General features: G+C 67.3%; 15 protein-coding genes. 4 read left to right on the forward strand and 11 right to left on the reverse strand.

What is annotated here, in order from left to right; translation table 11 throughout:
- Window positions 1-84: 84 nt before the first annotated feature.
- Window positions 85-1119, reverse strand: coding sequence for an iron chelate uptake ABC transporter family permease subunit (locus IBX22_RS06145; protein WP_309234451.1), 1035 nt, complete (start codon window positions 1117-1119; stop codon window positions 85-87).
- A gap of 84 nt (window positions 1120-1203) precedes the next feature.
- Entirely contained in the window at window positions 1204-1929 is a 726-nt protein-coding gene (locus IBX22_RS06150) for a hypothetical protein (protein WP_194814382.1), read from the reverse strand.
- A 430-nt stretch (window positions 1930-2359) separates the two neighbouring features.
- Here IBX22_RS06150 and IBX22_RS06155 point away from each other — a divergent pair, with 430 nt between their 5' ends.
- Both IBX22_RS06155 and IBX22_RS38130 read left to right on the forward strand, forming a co-directional pair.
- Window positions 2360-2764, forward strand: coding sequence for a hypothetical protein (locus tag IBX22_RS06155; protein ID WP_194814383.1), 405 nt, complete (start codon window positions 2360-2362; stop codon window positions 2762-2764).
- Window positions 2765-3243: 479 nt separating this feature from the next.
- Window positions 3244-4164, forward strand: coding sequence for a hypothetical protein (locus tag IBX22_RS38130; RefSeq protein WP_309234452.1), 921 nt, complete (start codon window positions 3244-3246; stop codon window positions 4162-4164).
- A 354-nt stretch (window positions 4165-4518) separates the two neighbouring features.
- Here IBX22_RS38130 and IBX22_RS06165 read toward each other — a convergent pair whose 3' ends face one another.
- The 9 genes from IBX22_RS06165 to IBX22_RS06205 all read right to left on the reverse strand — a co-directional run bounded on the left by IBX22_RS06165 (window position 4519) and on the right by IBX22_RS06205 (window position 15396).
- On the reverse strand, window positions 4519-5664 hold the full coding sequence (locus IBX22_RS06165; protein WP_194814384.1) for an acyl-CoA dehydrogenase family protein: 1146 nt from the start codon (window positions 5662-5664) through the stop codon (window positions 4519-4521).
- Window positions 5665-5822: 158 nt separating this feature from the next.
- Entirely contained in the window at window positions 5823-6887 is a 1065-nt protein-coding gene (locus IBX22_RS06170; protein ID WP_194814385.1) for an alpha/beta hydrolase family protein, read from the reverse strand.
- 242 nt (window positions 6888-7129) lie between these two features.
- Complete coding sequence (locus tag IBX22_RS06175; RefSeq protein ID WP_309234577.1) at window positions 7130-7939, reverse strand: lysophospholipid acyltransferase family protein; 810 nt, start codon at window positions 7937-7939, stop codon at window positions 7130-7132.
- Window positions 7940-8956: 1017 nt separating this feature from the next.
- A complete protein-coding gene (hflX, locus tag IBX22_RS06180; RefSeq protein WP_194814387.1) occupies window positions 8957-10552 on the reverse strand; it encodes a GTPase HflX in 1596 nt (531 codons plus the stop codon).
- Window positions 10553-11116: 564 nt separating this feature from the next.
- On the reverse strand, window positions 11117-11584 hold the full coding sequence (locus IBX22_RS06185; RefSeq protein ID WP_194814388.1) for a hypothetical protein: 468 nt from the start codon (window positions 11582-11584) through the stop codon (window positions 11117-11119).
- Window positions 11585-11695: 111 nt separating this feature from the next.
- A complete protein-coding gene (gene dapF / locus IBX22_RS06190) occupies window positions 11696-12577 on the reverse strand; it encodes a diaminopimelate epimerase (RefSeq protein ID WP_194815616.1) in 882 nt (293 codons plus the stop codon).
- A gap of 29 nt (window positions 12578-12606) precedes the next feature.
- Complete coding sequence (locus tag IBX22_RS06195; protein ID WP_309234453.1) at window positions 12607-13485, reverse strand: TrmH family RNA methyltransferase; 879 nt, start codon at window positions 13483-13485, stop codon at window positions 12607-12609.
- On the reverse strand, window positions 13482-14489 hold the full coding sequence (gene miaA / locus IBX22_RS06200) for a tRNA (adenosine(37)-N6)-dimethylallyltransferase MiaA (RefSeq protein ID WP_194814389.1): 1008 nt from the start codon (window positions 14487-14489) through the stop codon (window positions 13482-13484). The genes IBX22_RS06195 and miaA overlap by 4 nt, the downstream gene beginning before the upstream one ends.
- A gap of 58 nt (window positions 14490-14547) precedes the next feature.
- Window positions 14548-15396 (reverse strand): class III extradiol dioxygenase subunit B-like domain-containing protein, encoded by an 849-nt coding sequence (locus IBX22_RS06205; RefSeq protein ID WP_194814390.1) that lies wholly within the window; start codon window positions 15394-15396, stop codon window positions 14548-14550.
- 287 nt (window positions 15397-15683) lie between these two features.
- On the opposite strand from IBX22_RS06205, the gene IBX22_RS06210 reads away from it, so the two are divergent.
- Together IBX22_RS06210 and IBX22_RS06215 are read left to right on the forward strand one after the other, a co-directional pair.
- Entirely contained in the window at window positions 15684-17129 is a 1446-nt protein-coding gene (locus tag IBX22_RS06210; protein WP_194814391.1) for a DUF349 domain-containing protein, read from the forward strand.
- 1442 nt (window positions 17130-18571) lie between these two features.
- Window positions 18572-18955 (forward strand): VanZ family protein, encoded by a 384-nt coding sequence (locus IBX22_RS06215; RefSeq protein ID WP_228538217.1) that lies wholly within the window; start codon window positions 18572-18574, stop codon window positions 18953-18955.

Consider the following 18955-nt stretch of genomic DNA (forward strand, 5'->3'; position numbering starts at 1 on the left):
GTCCGGCCTCCCAGTCACGCGTCTGCACTGCACGTGCGCGCCCGGCAATCTGCGCAGATGCTCGCGGGGCGAGCAGCAGTACGTTCACAGGGAACTCACTTTCTTGCGACGGATCAGGGCGATGAGGACAGGTGCGCCGACGAAGGCGGTCACGATGCCGACGGCCAGTTCGTCGGGACGCACCACGACGCGGCCGATGATGTCGGCGACGAGCAGCAGAATCGGCGCACCGACCATGGAGTACGGCAGGATCCAGCGTTGATCCGGTCCGACGATCCAGCGCGCGACATGCGGAATCATCAAGCCCACGAAGCCGATCGGGCCCGCGGCGGCGGTGGCCGCACCACACAGCAGCGTGACAGCGACAACGGCGAGCACCCGGGTTCGAACGATGTCGGTACCGAGGGCGCGAGCCAGATCCTCCCCCAGCGCCACCGTGTTCAAGGGGCGAGCCACGACCATCGCCACGACCAGACCGATCATCACGAACACCGCCACCGGCCCCACGATGTCCATTCCGCGCCCGGCTACCGTGCCCGCGTTCCAGAAGCGCATCTGGTCGAAAGTCTTGGGGTCCAGCAACATCATCCCCACCGTGACGCCGTGGAGTACCGCCCCGATCGCTACGCCCGCGAGCGTGAGCCGGATCGGCGTCGCTCCGCCCCGCCCCATCGAGCCCAGCGCGTACACCGCCACGGTCACCACGGCCGCACCCAGGAACGCGAACCACACGTAGGACCAGACGCTGGTCAGCCCGAACACCGCGACACCCAGCGCCACAAAGAATCCCGCGCCGTAGTTGACGCCCAGGATCCCGGGATCCGCCAGCGGATTGCGGGTCATCGCCTGGATCAGCGCACCCGAAACCCCCAGCGCCGCACCGACGATCACCGCGAGCACGGTCCGCGGCACCCGGAGCGACCGCACCACCACGTGCTCGTCGGAGCCATCGAAGTGCCACAACGCATCCCAGGCGGTGCCCATCGGGATATCGCGGGCTCCGATCATCAGACTCAGCACACACGCCGCGGCGAGCACCCCGACTCCCACCAGCAGCCAGAGCGTCCGCCGTGCCGCCACCGCGGTCGTTACCGTTGCGATCGTGGGTGTTTCGACCACTGACCTCTCCTACTCCGTCACCAAACGGCTGTGGCCGGTGCACCCCCGAAGGGGCGCACCGGCCGAAACCACCTACAGACGACGCTACTTGGCCGGCTCCGCGGGCGGCAGCGGCGCGTTGACGGTGCTGAAGTACTCGATCGCCGCGGCGATCGCGACGGGGGCACCGACGAGGAAGGTGCCGGCCATGGCGCCGAGCGGACCCAGGGTCATGGCGCCGGCGAGGCAGCCCGCGATGGGGCCGCCGCCGAGCAGCAGGGCGACAGGCAGGGTCAGGCCGAGGCCGAGCACACCACCGGCAACACAGCCGACGATGCCGGCGCCGATCGCGCCGACGATCGCGCCGATCGCGGCACCCACCGACAGGCGGCTGCCGAACTTGGACCAGGCAGCCGACTCACGCTGCTCGGCGGCCTTGTTGGAGACCTCCTTGGGCGCGAAGGCGGCCGGGCGGTAGTAGGCGCCCTCCAGGACCGGCTTCAGGGTGGCCTTGTTGCCCTCGATGGTGGCGCTGACCGGGTAGACGATGTCGTCGACGTTCACCTCGAGCGGCACGCCGCCGACGATATCGCCTGTGGGGGAAAGGATCTGGAACTGGCCGTCCTTGACCACCAGGCTGCCCGCGTCGGTGGTGACGACGGCGGAGTTGCCGTCATTGTTGGTGGTGTAGTTGACGACGCCCGGCACGATCGGCACGGTGAACCCGCCCTGCGGTGCGGCCGGGGCCGGTGCGGCGCCGGCGGTGCCGCCCGCGACCGTCAGGGCGGCCACCGTAATCATCGACGCCGCAGCGAATTCCCTCATCCTCATCGTGCTTTACCTGTTCCTAACTCTGGTTCGACAGTCCGCGCTTACCTGGCTATCACCCGGCATGCGTCGGTAAAGTTAGCCTAACCTGAGTGAGAGCGCAATGGGGACGGTTACTTCCAGGCTAGCTTTCGAGACAGAGGTCACCGATCGCTCGACGATCGATGACGGCGGCCGACGCGATGTAGAGCCGCCCCGAATTGCATTCGCAGTCAAGGTTTTTCAGCTAATCGGAGGCTACTGCGGAGCAGCACGCGCAGACCGTGCCAGTGCGTTCCTGATCAACCGCACCCGACGGACTGAACTGCGGCGAACTCAGCGAATTCCACAGCCCGATCGAACCCGTTCCGACTTCGGATCAACCGGCGTAGGCTCCGAAATGAGACCGCGCAACGCGAATCCTCTACGCCCCTGCACCCCTAGGAGGCGGGCGATGACATCAACGACGAGGCGGTACACGGTAGGCGCCCTGGCCGCTGTCTCCAGCTTGGCAATACTGGCCGCGCCACAGTCCGCGGCCGCTCCACCCGAACCATCCGGTGTACACGCCGTGCACGACGGGACCCGGCTCACCATCGACGAATACGAATTCTCCGTCGCCGTACCCATGTGGCTGCGGCCCGGGACTTACACCTTCGCCACCAACAACACCGGTCGCGCACCCCACGACCTGGTCATCTCCACCCTGACCGGAATGGAGATCGGCCGGACCGCGGTCGTCGACTCCGGCGGGATGTCCGAGCTCACGGTCACCCTGCAGCCCGGCGTCTATCAGTTCTGGTGCTCGGTGGGCGGACATCGCGAGCGTGGGATGAACACCTTCGTCGTAGTCCTCTGAACTTCGCGGACCGACCGCTTTGAGTCCGCCGCCTCATGGCGTCGGCTCGAGCCCGAAGGTGGATCCGGCTGGTGTCATTGCGCTTTTGCTGCAACCCTCGGTCCCGCATGCACCAGCCCTCGCTCCCGCGCTCGGGAGCCAGCGAGTCCATGCATTGATACGCATATCCCAATTCTGGCATCTCGATAGCGCAGTTTCTAGCAGTTCGAAGAAGGTGCTTTCCGCTGCCAGCCGGGCGCCTTTACTCCCGCAAGCAAATCTCTAGCCAGCCGAACCGCTCCGATCGGAGCGGTTCATTTCCGAAGCGAAGTCACGAATCAGCGCTGGTCTCGACGCATCAGCACGGCCTCCGGTTCCACGATGTGGGCATTGCAACCCAGGTTGCGTTACTCAGCTTTCTTACAGCTAATATCACCGGGCGAGCGGCCGCCTTCCCGGCCGACCTGATTCAACTATCAATCCTGGTGAGGTTTTTCGACGTGATTCGGCATCGAGAAGTTAAGTCCGGCGCGTCGCGGCGCGCCATCCGTCCCCTGGTCGCCGGAGCGCTCCCCCTCGCGCTGGCCGTCGCCTGTTCCAGCACCGCCGACCCGCAGCAGGCGGCCCCCGCGCCGACCCCCAGCTCGGCGGTCTCCCAGCCGGCCACGCCGCAGTCGCCCACCCTCCAGGCGCCCACCCAACCGTCTCCGAGCCCGGCAGCTCCCTCGACTGTCGACCGCCAGGCTCCCCGATACTCCGCACTGCAGCCGGGCGTGAGCACCGCGATCCCCGACCCCGCGACCTCCCGCCCCACCCCGGTTCAGCCAGGCATCACCACCGAACCGCCGCGCCCGCCGATCAATTACGCCGTCCCGGAGAACCGCCGCCCGATCCCGGCCCCCACCCAGGCTCCGCCGATCGACGTGCAGGAACTGCACCTGCCGACCCCGGTCGCCCCGGTCACCCCGATCGCCCCGCCGCCGCGCACCCTCCGCCTCGGCGACTACACCCAGCCGGTCCCGGACGACGTCCCCGACAACCTCCTCGACCCGGTGAACACCACCGCCGCGAACATCGAAGCCGCGATCGCCACCGGCGGCCAGTCCATCGGCATCGACCCGAGCCGTGCCGACAAGATCGCCGCCGGCGTCGTCGCCGGCGCTGCCCTCGGCGCAGTCGGGGTCGGCGTCCCGGCCGCCATCGTCGGCGGGGTCGCGGGCGCAGCGGCCGGCACCTTCATTGGCACCGTCGCCTCGATCCCCGTCTGGATTCCGAACCCCGTCATTGCCATCACCGTGGGCGGCACTGTCGGCGGCGTCATCGGCGGTGTCGCGGGTGCTGCCGCCGTCGGCATCCCGTTCGCCGTGGGCGGCGCTGTCGCGGGTGGCGTGGCCGGCGGCCTCCTCGGCGCCAGCCTCTAGCAACAACAACACCAAAGGCGCCCGCACCCAACAGGTGCGGGCGCCTTTCCCACTCCCGCGACCCGGGACCCTTCCAAAGTGCACCAAGATCAACAGGCCTTGGTGGCTGCGGGTACTCGCGCGATACCGCCATGAGAGCCTGCTGATCTTGTAATTCCCACAGAAGCGCGCCCACCCAATCGTGTGGGATGGTCGGCTGGCCTCGGATCTTGTCGACAAACGTCAGGGCTCACCACGTTGTCGTTCCAGAAATCCGACGAGCAGGCCGGAGCATGCGGGTGATCGTCCGGGCTTCAAGCTGAAACACCAACGGCCGCACGGTAACCCGTGCGGCCGTTGGTGAAACCCCTGCGCTCAGCTCAACTTCAGCGAGCGGCCGATGATTTCCTTCATGATCTCGGTGGTCCCGCCGTAGATCGTCTGGACGCGAGCGTCCATGTAGGCCTTGGCGATCGGGTATTCCTTCATGTATCCGTAGCCGCCGTGGAGCTGGAGGCAACGGTCGATGAGGTCGACCTGCTCTTCGGTGCTCCACCATTTGGCCATGGCGGCGTCTTCGACGGAGAGCTTGCCGGCGTTCAGGTCTTCGATGAAGCGGTCGACCATCAGGCGCACCGCGGTGGTCTTGGTGGCGAGTTCGGCGAGGACGAAACGCGTATTCTGCAGGGCGCCAATGGGTTTGCCGAAGGCTTTGCGGTCGCGCACGTACTGGATGGTCATGTCCAGGCAGGCTTCCATGGCGCCGGCGGCCATGACGGCGATGGACAGGCGCTCCTGGGGCAGGTTCTGCATGAGGTGGATGAAGCCCATGCCTTCGGTGCCGAGCAGGTTCTTGCCGGGGACGCGGACGTCGGTGAACGAAAGTTCCGCGGTGTCTTGAGCTTTGAGGCCCAGCTTGTCGAGGTTGGCGCCGCGTTCGAAGCCGGGCATGCCGCGTTCGACGACGAGCAGGCTGAAGCCCATCGCGCCCTTTTCGGGGTCGGTCTGGGCGACCACGATGACGATGTCGGCGTTGATGCCGTTGGTGATGAAGGTCTTGGCGCCGTTGAGGATCCAGTCGTCACCGTCTTTGACCGCGCGGGTCTTGATGCCCTGCAGGTCGGAACCGGTGCCGGGTTCGGTCATGGCGATGGCGGTGACGATCTCACCGGAACAGAAACCGGGCAGCCAGCGCTGCTTCTGCTCGTCGTTGGCCAGTTCCAGCAGGTACGGCGCGATGACGTCGTTGTGCAGGGTGAAGCCGAGGCCCGAGTACTGACCGTTCACGGTCTCCTCGGTGACGATGGCGTTGTAGCGGAAGTCCTTGACCCCGCCGCCGCCGAACTCCTCCGGCACGGCCATGCCGAGGAAGCCCTGCTTACCCGCTTCCAGCCAGACGCCGCGGTCGACGATGCCCTGCTCTTCCCACTTCGCGTGGTTCGGGGCGACATGCTGATCGAGAAACTTGCGGAACGACTCCCGGAACAAATCGTGTTCGGGCTCGAACAGTGTGCGCTCCACACCAACCTCCTAGTGACCACACCCGGGCGGTCCACACCGACCCGTCGTGCCACCTACGGTACCCCGAATGAGAACCGCAGTTCACTTCTGGGGGCCGAACAAATGCCCCACCTGGTCGTCAAGCGTGCAGATGGAGCAATTGAAGTGGGAAGAGCGAATCAGGCAGACAGTCCCATGCCGCGCGCCAGGACCGGCCAGGACTTCATGAACGAGTCCTCCCAATAGCCCCACGAATGCGTGCCGACGGGGGTGAAGTCGTAGGTGGCGGGGATGCCGAGTTCGTTCAGCCGGTTCTGCAGGTTGTGCGAACCCCAGTTGGTCGCGCCTTCCAGCGCGCCGCCGAGGGTGACCTGGTTGGCCAGACCGCCCGGGCCGGGCAGGGCGTGCTCGCCGTCGAGGGTGTCCCAGGGGCCGGGCAAACCGGAACCACTGGAGATGAACAGGTCAGTGCCTCGCAGCCGCTCGGCGTGGAGCAGCGGGTCGTTCTCGGCCCACATCGGGTCGCCCTTGGGGCCGTACATGTTGTCGGGGTTGCCGCCACCGGCGCGCACCACGGTGCTGACGAAGTCGTAGCCGACGGGGTCGCTGATCTGAGCGGCGCCACTGTAGGCGGCGACCGACTTGAACAAGCCCGGCTTCGCCTCGGCCAGTTGCAGTACCGAGGTGCCCGACATCGACAGGCCCGCAATAGCGTTGGCGCCGTTGGTCCCCAGCGCCGCGTCGACCAGCGGTGGCAACTCTTCGGTGAAGAAGGTCTTCCACTTGTTGGCGCCGAGTTCCGGGTCGTCCTTGATCCAGTCGGTGTAGTAGCTGAACTTGCCGCCGACCGGCTGGATGAGGTTCACGTCCTGGCCGGCGAGGAACTGCGGGACGTCGGTCTGCGCTTCCCAGGTCGCCTTGTCCTCACCACCGCCCGCGCCGGCGAGTAGATACAGCGTCGGGCGGGGCGCCGAGGCGTCGTTCGGTCGCTGGACGTCGACCTCGATGTTCTTGCCCATCGCGGCCGAGTAGACCTGGAGCTCCAGGTTGCGGTCGTCTTTGATGTCGTAGCCGGCGATGCGCGAGCCGTCCGCGGACTGCGGGGAGGCCAGCAGCTGGCCGGAGGCGATGATCGGGTCCATCGGGGTCGCGGCGGTCACAGCTCCGGCCGAAGCGACGCTCACGCCGCATGCCACTGCCACCGCACCTGCAAGTACCGCCGATTTCTTCCTGATCCAAGCCATGGCGATAACCGTACGGAACGATTGCTGAGAGATTGCTCAGTCAATTCTCAGTGGACCGTCAGGCGGCAGGCGTAACACTTCGCCGAAGCCGTGCTCGGTGGATGCTTCGGCGGCACAACCCAGTTGGCTGAACCCACAGGCTGGCTGCGAAAGTGCGACGGGGGTCACGTTTCTCGCGGCGCGATCCGGTGGGCTTTCGCCCGAATCGGCCCGGCCGGGCCGATTCGAGAGCGGTTCCCGGACTAGACGGGCAACAGCTGGCGGAGACGGCCGCCCAGCGTCCGACCCGGATCCCGGTCCCGCTCGGCGAGCAAGAACTTGATCTCTTCCTCCAGCGCCTTGCGCACCACGTCCCGCAGCTCGCGCGCGGCAGCGTCGAGGTTGTCCTCGTCGCGCCACGGTTCCGGGTCGATCGGCGCGCCCGCGGAGAAGTAGAACCGCTCCGGACGCGGGATCAGTGTGGGTCCGAGTCCGCGGATCAGCGGCGGCGTGAGGTTGGACTTCAACCCGACCGCCTCGACCACTTTGCGCAGCGGGCTCATCATCGGATGCTGCCCGTCGAAGACGATGTCGTACACGTCGTCGCCGCCGATCATCGCGATCGGCACGATCGTCGCACCCGCCTCGATCGCCATCCGCGCGAAACCGGTGCGGCCCTGCCAATCCAGGACATACTTCTGCTCCGCCTTGCGGCCGACCGCCTCACGGCCGCCACCTGGAAAAACGATCAGCGCCTCGCCGCGCTGCAGCAGCGCCATGCAGTTGCGGCGATTGCCGCGCACGATTCCGAAGTGGTGCAGGAAGTCCCGCAGACCCGGGACCGCGATCAGCACGTCCTCGGCGAGCCCGCGCAGCAGCCGGCCGCGACGGCGCAGCACTTCGGGCAGTAGCAGCGGCGCGTCCATGCCGCCCATCAGCGTGTGGTTACCGACCAGCAGCACCGGGCCGTCGGCGGGAATGTTGTCCAGACCGTAGAAACGCGGACTGGTCCAGGCGCGTGTGGGCGCGGTGATCGCGTCGATCACAAGTTTGTCGGTCTCGCTCAACTGCACTTCGAGCGGAGCCCCATCGGAAAGAGCTGCCTTAACAGGCAAGGATTCAGGCATCGGTGTCCCCATCGAATGTCGGATCCCAGCACATCGTCGTATTGGAATGATTTCCCCTGCGCCGCAGATAGATACGGCCCTGTGCGCCACAGATTACCGCATGTGACTGCAACGGGTTATAGGTGTCGGGTACCCGACAGGAGGGCTTGAAACCCGATGCGGTTGTGACATCGATAGCTGCCCAGGCGTGGCACCGGCCTGATGGGCGACGGAAGAGCAGTGTCGCGCATCTGAATTCGCGGGGCCGGACACCTGGGGTGCCGACGGAGGAGGGAGGACCGCCCGTGTCTGATCGGCAGTAGCCCGCTGCTAACCACAACCGCCACCTAACAACGAACGGCTGCGCAGACGAATTGGCTCACGACGAGCCGAATAGCGCGCCGCCCTGCCCGCCCACCTCGATCGAAGGACCGCACACGCACACGCCGCGACGCACGGCGATCGCCCCACTCAGAGCGATCGCACGGGTGTGGTTGAAGACCGTGAATTCAGCCAGCCGCCAAGGGCACGGACACACCCTCTGAAGGACAAATTCGGCTGGGAAAGCTCCTTGGCGACCACACGCTGGCCGCCCACAAACTCACCACCGTGCTCGCGCTGGTGAGGTGGCCAGGAGGTGTAAGGCCAACGTTCGCCGACGCACCTGGCACCGCACTTTATGAAGTCAGCGCCACCCGATAAACGATCACACAGTCCCAAGAACGAGCCGCCCAGATTAATCCGGCGACGTCACCATGAAACTTCCTAAGCCTTGGCAATTCGCCGCAGAGCTTGCTGACGAATCCGGCTCTACCGCGCGGGTGAGGTCACCGGACAGCATGTTGTGGCGGGGCCACCGGCTGCCAGGCCACCCGTGAGTTCCACGGAAGCAGTGGCATTTTCGTGCACTTTCCAGCGTTCGAGCCGACGATCATGCGGCTCCAGCAGCGCGGGTCAGTGCACGAAAATGCCACTCGCCGTGGGTTACTCCGGGTCGGGGTCCGCTCCGTTGGTGGAGGCGTGCGCGTACTCCGACAGCGCCGCGGCCAAGGAGTGCGGCACGCGGGCATGGACTCGGGTTCCACCCTCTTCGTGGGTGGAGTCGATGATCCGGCCGTCGGCGTGGATGCGGGCCATCAGGTCGCCTCGGGTGTAGGGCAGCAGGACGCTGATCTCCACGTCGAGGCCGCCGAGCACCTCGGCGAGCCGGTCGCGCAGTTCCTGCAGGCCGGCTCCGGTGCGCGCGGAGACGAACACCGCGTCGGGGAGCATGGCGCGCAGGTGGGTCAGCTCGGTCGGGCTCGCGTTGTCGATCTTGTTGACCACCAGCAGTTCCGGCGGCGCGACGGTGCCCTGCTCCTTGATCACGTCGGTGATCACCTCGCGGACCGCCATGATCTGGCCCGCGGGCAGCGGATCGGATCCGTCGACGACGTGCAGCAGCAGGTCGGCGCCGGTCACCTCCTCCAAGGTGGAGCGGAAGGCCTCGACGAGCTGGGTCGGCAGGTGCCGCACGAACCCGACGGTGTCGGTGAAGACGACCTCGCGGCCGTCGTCCAACGCGGCCCGGCGGGTGGTCGGGTCGAGGGTGGCGAACAGCGCGTCCTGCACCAGCAGTCCGGCGCCGGTGAGGCTGTTCATCAGGCTCGACTTGCCCGCGTTGGTGTAGCCGACGATCGCGACCGCCGGAATACCGCTGCCGGTGCGGCGCGCCCGCTTGGTGTCACGCGCGGTCTTCATCTCGCGAATCTCGCGGCGCAACTTGGCCATTCGCTCACGGATGCGACGGCGATCGGTTTCGATCTTGGTCTCACCGGGACCACGCAGACCCACCCCGCCACCGTTGCCGCCCGCGCGACCACCGGCCTGCCGGGACATGGACTCACCCCAGCCGCGCAAACGCGGCAGCATGTATTCCATCTGGGCGAGCGCGACCTGCGCCTTGCCCTCGCTGGAGGTGGCGTGCTGAGCGAAGATGTCCAGGATCAGGGCGGTCCGGTCGATCACCTTGACCTTGACGACCTTCTCCAGCGCGGTGAGCTGGGCCGGTGTCAGTTCACCGTCGCAGATCACCGTGTCGGCGCCGCTGTCGAGAACCACGGCGCGCAGTTCGTCGGCCTTGCCGGAACCGATGTAGGTGGCCGGGTCCGGCTTGTCGCGGCGCTGGATCAGCGCCTCCAGCACCTCCGAACCTGCCGTTTCGGCGAGCAGCGCCAGTTCGGCCATGCTCGCGTCGGCCTGCGCGGCGGTGCCGGTGGTCCAGACACCGACCAGCACGACGCGCTCCAGGCGCAGCTGCCGGTATTCGACCTCGGTGATGTCGGTGAGTTCGGTGGACAGGCCGGCGACACGGCGCAGCGAACTGCGCTCCTCGACCTGCATTTCACCGATCGTCGGATCGTGACCGGCGGGTTCACTGGCCCACCCGGAATGGGCGGTGCCCTTCAGTCGCTCCGCACGCGCGGCCATCCGGGCAGCGTGTTCGGCGACTACATCGCGGGAATCCGCGCTGCTCGCGGCCTCGTCGGCGGAATCCGCCCCGTCGGCCTGAGCCATGTCAAAAGTCTCTGAGTTCGTCATACGCCCTCCATGCTGCCACGTTGCCACGCCGTGGTGCATACCGATTATTCGCGGCGCGTCCTGCGACGAGCCACTGAGTGTCAGTTTTGCAAGATCAACAGGACCTGATGGCGGTATCTAGCGAGTGGCGACCGCCGTCAGGGCCTGATGATCTTGATGTTTGTGCTGGCTGGTGAATGCGCACGCGGCATGGGCGAGGCGATGCGGCGTTGTCAACGCGACGGGGCATGGCCAGGTTCGGACCGACGTCCGGTGCCGGATGAGCGCATAGCGGCCGCGGGCGGTTGGGATTCCCGTTCCGGCCTGCGCGTTTCATCGAAACGCGACAGCGCGTGCGACTAGGTGAGTGTTGCGAATTCCCCGTACATGCGCTCACCGTACCGCCGACGCACCCGGTCCGCGACCCATTTTCGCTACCGCTAGGCGCGGTCGGCGGAATCGGTCATCGACTTGATCCAGTTGAGCATCAAAAGCACCGGCAGGATGAACGCCGGGTAGAACACCCAGCAGAACCGCAGACCACGTTCCGGTCCGCGGTTCCGCTGTGGCTACCGCTCTTGTCGATCAGTGCAGCACGCTGTAGACCGCCGACAGGACGAAGCCGTGGTCGACGACCTCGCAGTTGACGGTGCCCTGATAGCCGATGCCGCAGGTGGTTTGGTCGTGGGTGATCTTGTGGCCCTCGGGGAGCACTTTGGCGTCGGGGTGCGTGAAGGTCTGCTCGGCCGAGTAGACGAAGTTGGCGGCTTCCCAGCGCGCGACGCGCAGTTGGTTGGTGCCGGGAGGTGCGTCGAGGGAGACCGCGTCGCAGCCGGTGTAGCCGTTGTTCCAGTAGATGGCGCAGTGGCGGCCGTCTGGCGTTTTGAAGAAAGCGGTGCCTCTGTAGGCGGGATCCGAGACGAGATAGTCGGCCGGGTTCACCGGGGTGTAATTGTCGAGGTCGCCGTCGGCGGTGGCCGGTGCGGCGGTGGCGCAGAGGCCCGCGGCCAGTGCGGCGGCAGAACAAGCGAGAAGTGCGGATCGGCTGGACATGGCGTGTTCCTTCCCAGAAGGTGTGGTGCACGTACTGTTCGAGCCCCGGCAATCGCTTGCCGCCCCACTCCATTCGTCGGTCGTGGGCGGTGATTCGTTAGCGGAGACGCGTCAGAGGCTGTCCCACCACGCCGCCGCGAGGTGACCGGTCGCTACGAGTACGGACGGGCCGCGCAGCGTGGCCGCGCCGTTCGCGAGCGCGACCGTGACCTGGCCGCCGGGGACGCGCACGAGTACCTGGCCGGTGTCTTCCTGGATGTCGAAGCCCTGGTGCACCAGTGCGGCGGCTGCGGTGGCTACGGTTCCGGTTCCGCAGGAACGGGTTTCGCCGACGCCGCGTTCGTAGACGCGCATGTCCACCGCGCCGTCGGCGTCCAGTGGGGTGAGGATTTCGACGTTGACGCCGTGCGGGAAGAGTTCGGGGTCGAAGCCCGGGGAGACCGAGAGGTCGAGTTTGGTCAGCGCTTCGGCGGTCAGGTTCGGGTCGACGCAGGCCAGGTGCGGGTTGCCGACGTCGATGCCGATGCCGGGGTAGGCGCCGCCGGCGATGGTGGCGGTGGAGGGGCCGAGTTCGCGGACGTGTCCCATGGCGACGGTGACCTCGCCGTCGACCGGGCCGGCCGCGTGCACGATGACCGGGCGAGCGCCGCCGCGGCTGCCGACCACGTACCGGTCGCGGGTTTCCAGGCCCTTGGCGGCCAAGTAGTGGGCGAATACCCGGACGCCGTTGCCGCACATCTCGGCGATGGAGCCGTCGGCGTTGCGGTAGTCCATGAACCAGTCGTCGGCGGCGATACCGTCGGGGATCTCGGTGAGCACGCCCGCGTCCAGCAAGGCGCCGGCGCGGGCCACCCGCAGCACACCGTCCGCGCCGATGCCGCGCTGCCGGTCGCAGAGGGCGGTGACGCGATCGACGGTCAGGTCGAGGCGGACATCAAGGTCCGGCAGCACCACGAAATCGTTCTGGGTGCCGTGTCCCTTGCTGAACTCGATGTCGGCCACGTTCCTCGTCTCCTCGCTTCTCATCTGGCAAACGTCCGGCGTTGCCGGGAAATTTCGTACAGGGCGACCGCGCCCGCCGACGGCGCGCCCAGCGAGCTGGCGGTGCCGCCCATCGGGATGGATAACAGGTCGTCGCAGGCTTCCAGCCACGCCTGGCTCATCCCGCTGGTCTCGTTGCCGACCACCAGGATGGTGGCCTCGGTGAAATCCTGGTCGTAGATCGCGTGCGTGCCGTGCTCGTCGGTGCCGACGATGCGGGTGGGGATGCCGCGCTGGATCTGCCGGTCTCGGAAGGCGACGACCTGCGCGGCGCCCGCGGCCCGGAGCACCGGCATCGCGAAAAGTGAACCGGTGGAGGCGCGTACGGCCTGCGGGTCGTACTGGTCGGCGCCGTGGCCGGTGACGATCACGCCGCTCGCGCCGAACGCGTCGGCCGAGCGGATCAGGGTGCCGAGGTTGCCGGGTGAGTTGGGGCGATCGAATACCACGATGATCGGGAAATCTCCCGGCTCGCCGGGTTCGAAGGTCTCGAGGCTGTCCTGCCGGGACTCCGCGACGGCCACCACTTCCGGTGTGCCCGTGGACTTCTCGCCGAGTTCGGCCATCAGTTCCGGGACCAGTCCGACGCACGGAACGTCGGTGGTGTCGAGCAATTCCCTTGCCCAGCTGGACAATTCGGGGGTGCCGAGACGGTACAGCAGCGTTTCCAGCGGCCAGTCGTTGGCGATGGCCTGAGTGATCGGGCGCACGCCATGCACCAGGAAGCGGGAGTCGCGGTTCCTGGTGTTGCGATTGGTCAGATACGCCTGCCAGACCTGGACCGAGGCGTTGCGGGTGCTCACTCGCCTGCCGCCGTTGTCCTCGGAGCGGCCCGGCCGGTGCCGAGAGTTCTGGGTCACTGCACTGTCCGTTCCGTCGGGTCGAGCCGGTCGGCGGCGCGCGGGCCACGTCCAGCCGGGGCGGCGAGAGATGTTGTCGTACTGAATGATTCGGGCGTTTCCAGGACGGCGAGCGCGGTCGCGACCAGATCCGGATCGGCGCCGTCCACCCAGCGCACCCGCGGATCCCGGCGGAACCAGGAGCGTTGCCGCCGGACGTAACGCCGGGTGCCGATCAGGGTGCGCTCCCGCGCCTCGGCCAGGTCGTATTCGCCGTCCAGGTAGGCCAGGACCTGGGCGTAGCCGATGGCGCGGCGTGCGGTGACACCGTCGCGCAGACCCTTGCCGATCAGACCTTGGACCTCATCGACGAGGCCGGAGTCGAACATCAGCGCGGTGCGCAGTTCGATCCGGGCGTCGAGTTCGGCCGTGTCGCGGTCCACGCCGATGATCGTTGTCCCCCAACGGGGTTCGCCGATGACAGGGGCCGACGCCGCGAACGGCCGGCCGGTGAGTTCGACCACCTCGAGGGCGCGCACCATGCGGCGGCCGTCGGTGGGCAGAATCGTCGCGGCGGCAGCGGGATCGGCCTTCTTCAGCTCCTCGTGCACCGCGGCGACGCCGTGTTCGGCCAGGAACGCCTCCCAGCGCGCCCGGACCTCCGGGTCGGTCGCCGGGAACTCCCAATTGTCCAGTAGCGCTTGGACATACATCATCGAGCCGCCGACGATCACCGGGACATGACCGCGCGCCATGATCGCCTCGACGTCGGCGATCGCGGCGGACTGGTAGGCGGCGACGGTCGCGTATTCGGTCACGTCCAGCACATCGAGTTGATGGTGCGGAATCCCCCGCCGTTGCGCCACAGGAAGTTTCGCGGTTCCGATGTCCATGCCGCGGTAGAGCTGCATCGCATCGATGTTGACGATCTCCCCACCCAACCGCTCCGCCAGCTCCAGGCCCAGATCGGACTTGCCGGTGGCGGTCGGCCCGACCACCGCGATCGGCGTGATCCCGGCTGTCACAGCACACCTCCCGCGACGCCGCTGCTCGAGGCGGTACGGCCCACGTGCGACTCGAAGGTCACGACGCACCACCCGGTTGCCAGAGCCCGACGTGGTAGCCGACACCGAAAGGGGCGTCCTGGTACAGGGTTTCAGACGTCGGGGCCGCGGGATCCTCGGCGAACAGCCCCGCCAACACCTGATAGGCAGCGCGACCGGAGATCCCGACCTCTTCGCAGAGCTCCGGATCCAGTGCGAGCAGAGCCGCCACATCTCCTGCTGCCAAAGCCTTTTCGAGGTCTTCTTGCACCGCGGCCGCCTGCGGATTCAAATAGCCAGGCGACTTGGTGGTCAGCTTCGATGAACCATCCGCGATCACCAGTACCCCGACGGGCGTCTGGTCGCGGTCGAAACTCGCACGCAGCGAGGCGCCGAACTGCACGCAATCGGCAGCGGACCTGTCGGCTTCGACGAACCAGGCGGTCCCCTGCGCCTCGGGGGCGGCCTGCCCGCGCAGCCAGGCGGCGATCAATGCCGACAGCGGCCACGCCGGATCGGGTGCCGCGGATGGCCTGGAGCCTGTGATCGTCAGGGCATCGCCCTGGCCCAGCAGGGCGGCTTCGGACATCGCCACCCGCACATCAGCACCGAATCCGCGGAACGTGCCGACTCCGTCGCGCGGGCCGATGCTTCCCGCGGTATCGCCGATTCCGCGAAATGTGCCGACTCCGCCGCCCGGACCTATGCTCCCCGCGGTATCGCCGATCCCGACGACCACCCACTCCCCCGCCGCATCCAGCGCGCGAACAGCCTCCAACGCCGCTTCGCGCAGCGGCGCCACCGGATCGGCGTCCGTGCGCGCGACAGCCCCGCCGAGCTCGGGAACCAGGATCGGCGGCGACGGGACCAGGGCCGCTAGGGAGAACACTCCGTAAACGGTAGTCGTTACCGGCTACGGCCTTGCGCACCACCGTGTGCGGCGACGCGGCGAGCCCGCGGACCCCGGCGCGCGGCCAGCTCGAGTGTCTCTGCGTCAATCCAAGCCGGGGATTGATAGTCTCGAGGTGCTACAACCCAGGTCATCACGGGTTGACATCCACCGGAATCCACCGGCGGAGAGCGCAGATCGATGGTCTCGAAGAGCTCGGACCGGGTTCAATGGAATGAGCTAGGGCGTAACCAGGCAGCCGTGACGCGCGGCAAGGACGGAGAGCAATGAGCGACAGCAACGGAACCGCGAAGGCCACGCAGCAGAGTTCACCCACCCCGCCGGCTCCGCAAGCTCCGCCGGCTGCCACCCCCCAGGCCTCCGCGACTCCCACACCCGGTCCGCGCCCGTTCGGCGCCCCCAAGCCCGGCGGCCCCACCCCCCATCCCAAGCCGCATGCGGTGAAGCCCGCTCCGGGCCAGGCCCAAGCGCATCCGCATCCCGTCGTGGTGCCCGCTGTCACCGATCCCAGCGCTTGGGGCCGGGTCGACGAGGACGGCACCGCCTGGGTGAAAACCGCTGAGGGCGAACGCGTCGTCGGTTCCTGGCAGGCCGGTGACGCCGCCGAAGGGTTGGCGCATTTCGGCCGCCGTTTCGACGATCTGGCCACCGAGGTGGCGCTGCTGGAAGCGCGCCTGGCCGCCGGCGCGGATGCCCGCAAGACCAAGGCCGCCGCCGTCACCCTCGCCGAGTCGCTGCCGACCGCCGCCGTGATCGGCGATGTCGAGGGGCTCGCACGCCGTCTGCAGGCCATCGCCGAGCACTCCGAAGAGGCAGCCGCGCACGCCAAGGAGGAGAAAGAACGCGCCAAGCACGAGCACACCGAGCGTAAGGAAGCGCTGTGCGCGGAGGCCGAGAAGATCGCCGGCGAATCGACGCAGTGGAAGGCCGCCGGTGATCGGCTGCGCGAAATCCTCGACGAGTGGAAGTCGATCCGCGGGGTGGACCGCAAGGTCGACGACGCCCTGTGGAAGCGCTACTCCAAGGCCCGTGAGGCGTTCAACCGGCGGCGCGGCGCGCACTTCGCCGAGCTGGACCGGGAACGCGCGTCCGCGAAGACCCGCAAGGAAGAGCTGTGCGTGCGCGCCGAGGAGCTGTCCGGCTCCACCGATTGGAGCGGCACCGCCGCCGTCTTCCGTGACCTGCTGACCGAGTGGAAATCCGCCGGCCGCGCCCCCCGCGAAGCCGACGAAGCGCTGTGGCGGCGTTTCAAGAGCGCCCAGGACGTGTTCTTCGCCGCCCGCAACGCCGCGGTCTCCGAACGTGACGCCGAGTTCGACCACAACGCCACCGCCAAGGAAGAGCTGCTGCGCGCCTACGAGCACATCGACCCGGCCAACGGCTTGGACGGCGCCCGCGCCGCCCTGCGCGAACTGCAGGACAAGTGGGACGCCATCGGCAAGGTCCCGCGCGAACGCATCCAGGAACTCGAAGGCAAGCTCCGCACCATCGAGAAGCGCGTCCGCGAAGCCGCCGACGCCCAATGGCGCCGCAGCGACCCCGAGGCCATGGCCCGCGCCGCCCAATTCCGCGAACGAGTCGCCCAGTTCGAGGAGCAAGCCGCCAAAGCCCAAGCCGCCGGCAACAAACGTGACGCGGAAAAGGCCCTCGCCCAAGCCCAGCAGTGGCGCGAATGGGCCGAAGCCGCAGAAGGCGCCGTCAGCAACCTCTAACCCCGCGCGCCCGCCCGGACAGGTCCCGAGACCCAAACCTGCCCGCGCGGGCATCCGCGCCCTCCCCACCCCACTTCCGCACGCCCCTGCCCTTGCTCGCATTGCCCGACCCGCACATGTGAACACCGAGGCAGCTGCAACCCCTCCACTCCTCAAGATCATCAGGCACCGCTGGCGGCAACCAGCGAATGCGTGCCACCGTCAGCGCCTGGTGATCTTGATTGTGGGCAGCCACTCGCCCCGATCCCAGCAATCAAGATCATCAGGAGTTGGTGGCGGCAACGAGCGACTGCCTGCCGCCACGAGCGCCTGGTGATCTTGATCATGGGCAGCCCCCGGCCCCGATCCCAGCAATCAAGATCATCAGGAGCTGGTGGCGGCAAAGCGCGAGTGGACGCGTCATGAGCGCCTGGTGATCTTGGTTTGCTCACCCAGCCCTCCCCGCTATCAAGATCACCAGGTGCTGGTGGCGGCAAAGCGCGAGTGAGTGCGTCATTGGCGCCTGGTGATCTTGGTGGGCACACCCACCCTCCGGCGCTAAGATCAGCCGGAGCCTGACGGTGGCAACGTTCGAGTGGATGCCACCACTCCCGCTGAACGTGATTCCGCGCCTGCACAGATCCGTGCGAACGACAGATGGCCACCAACGGCGGCAAGCGAACCAAGATCATCAGGCACCGCTGGCGGCAACGAGCGAATGCCTGCCGCCACGAGCGCCTGGTGATCTTGATCATTGGCAGCCACTCGCCCCGGTCCCAGCTATCAAGATCATCAGGCACAGGTGGCGGCAAAGCGCGAGTGCGCACGCCGTGAGCGCCTGGTGATCTTGGTTTGCTCACCCGGCCCTCCCCGCCATGCACAGATCCGCGCGAACGACAGATGGGCACCAGCGCCGGCAAGCCAACCAAGATCATCAGGCACAGGTGGCGGCATAGCGCGAGTGGGAGCGCCACCAGGGCCTGATGATCTTGGTGCTGCTCGAAGTACGCATGCCCTTGCGCGCGAAGACAGGTACCTGGCTTTGTGGAGAGGTCACGGCGGGTCCTGGTTTACGCGCGCGCCCCACGTGGAGTTTCAAGATCATCAGGTGCTGGTGGCGGGGATTGCCGAGTGGAGTACAGCGCCAGGGCCTGGTGATCTTGGTTTCCATGGGGGCGGGCTGATTTCGGGGCGAGTTGTGTGGTCGGTGTGGAGGGGTTGGGTGGGTGTTGTTGGGGCGCAACGAGGTGGGGGGTGGTGGCGATAACGTCAGCATGGTGCGGCAGGTGTGGGAATCGTGGGGGGACGTGCTGACCGTTTGGGTGTTGGCGGTGCCGGTGCTGGTGGTTGGGGCGGGGGTGGTGTTTCGGGTTCGGGTGCGGTGGGGGCAGGAGCCGGAGAGGGCGTTTCGGCATACGGTGGCCGAGGCCGGGATGGTTGGTGGGACGCTGCCGTGGGTGTGGATGATTTTGACGCCTGCGGAGGGTGAGCAGCAGGTGATTCTGGTTCCGTTGCGGGATCTGTTCGAGACGGTCACCGAGGCGTCGAGCAACACCGTGATTCAGGTGACCGCGAATACGGTGTTGTTTCTGCCGTTGGGTTTTCTACTGCCGCTGCGGTTTCCGCGGTTGGCGGGTGTGGTGCGGGTGACGTTGATCGGGGCGGCTTTGTCGGCGTCGCTCGAGATCGCGCAGTACGTCCTGGATCTGGGGCGCTACACCTCGATCGATGACGTGCTCATGAACGCGGCGGGCGCGGGTATCGGGGCGTATCTGGCTCGGCTGCATGCCAACCGCCCGGAACCCGAGCGCTCCTACAGCGCCCGGATTCTCGCGAAGATCGGCTGA

Source organism: Nocardia sp. XZ_19_385, assembly GCF_015355755.1.
Taxonomy (GTDB): Bacteria; Actinomycetota; Actinomycetes; order Mycobacteriales; family Mycobacteriaceae; genus Nocardia.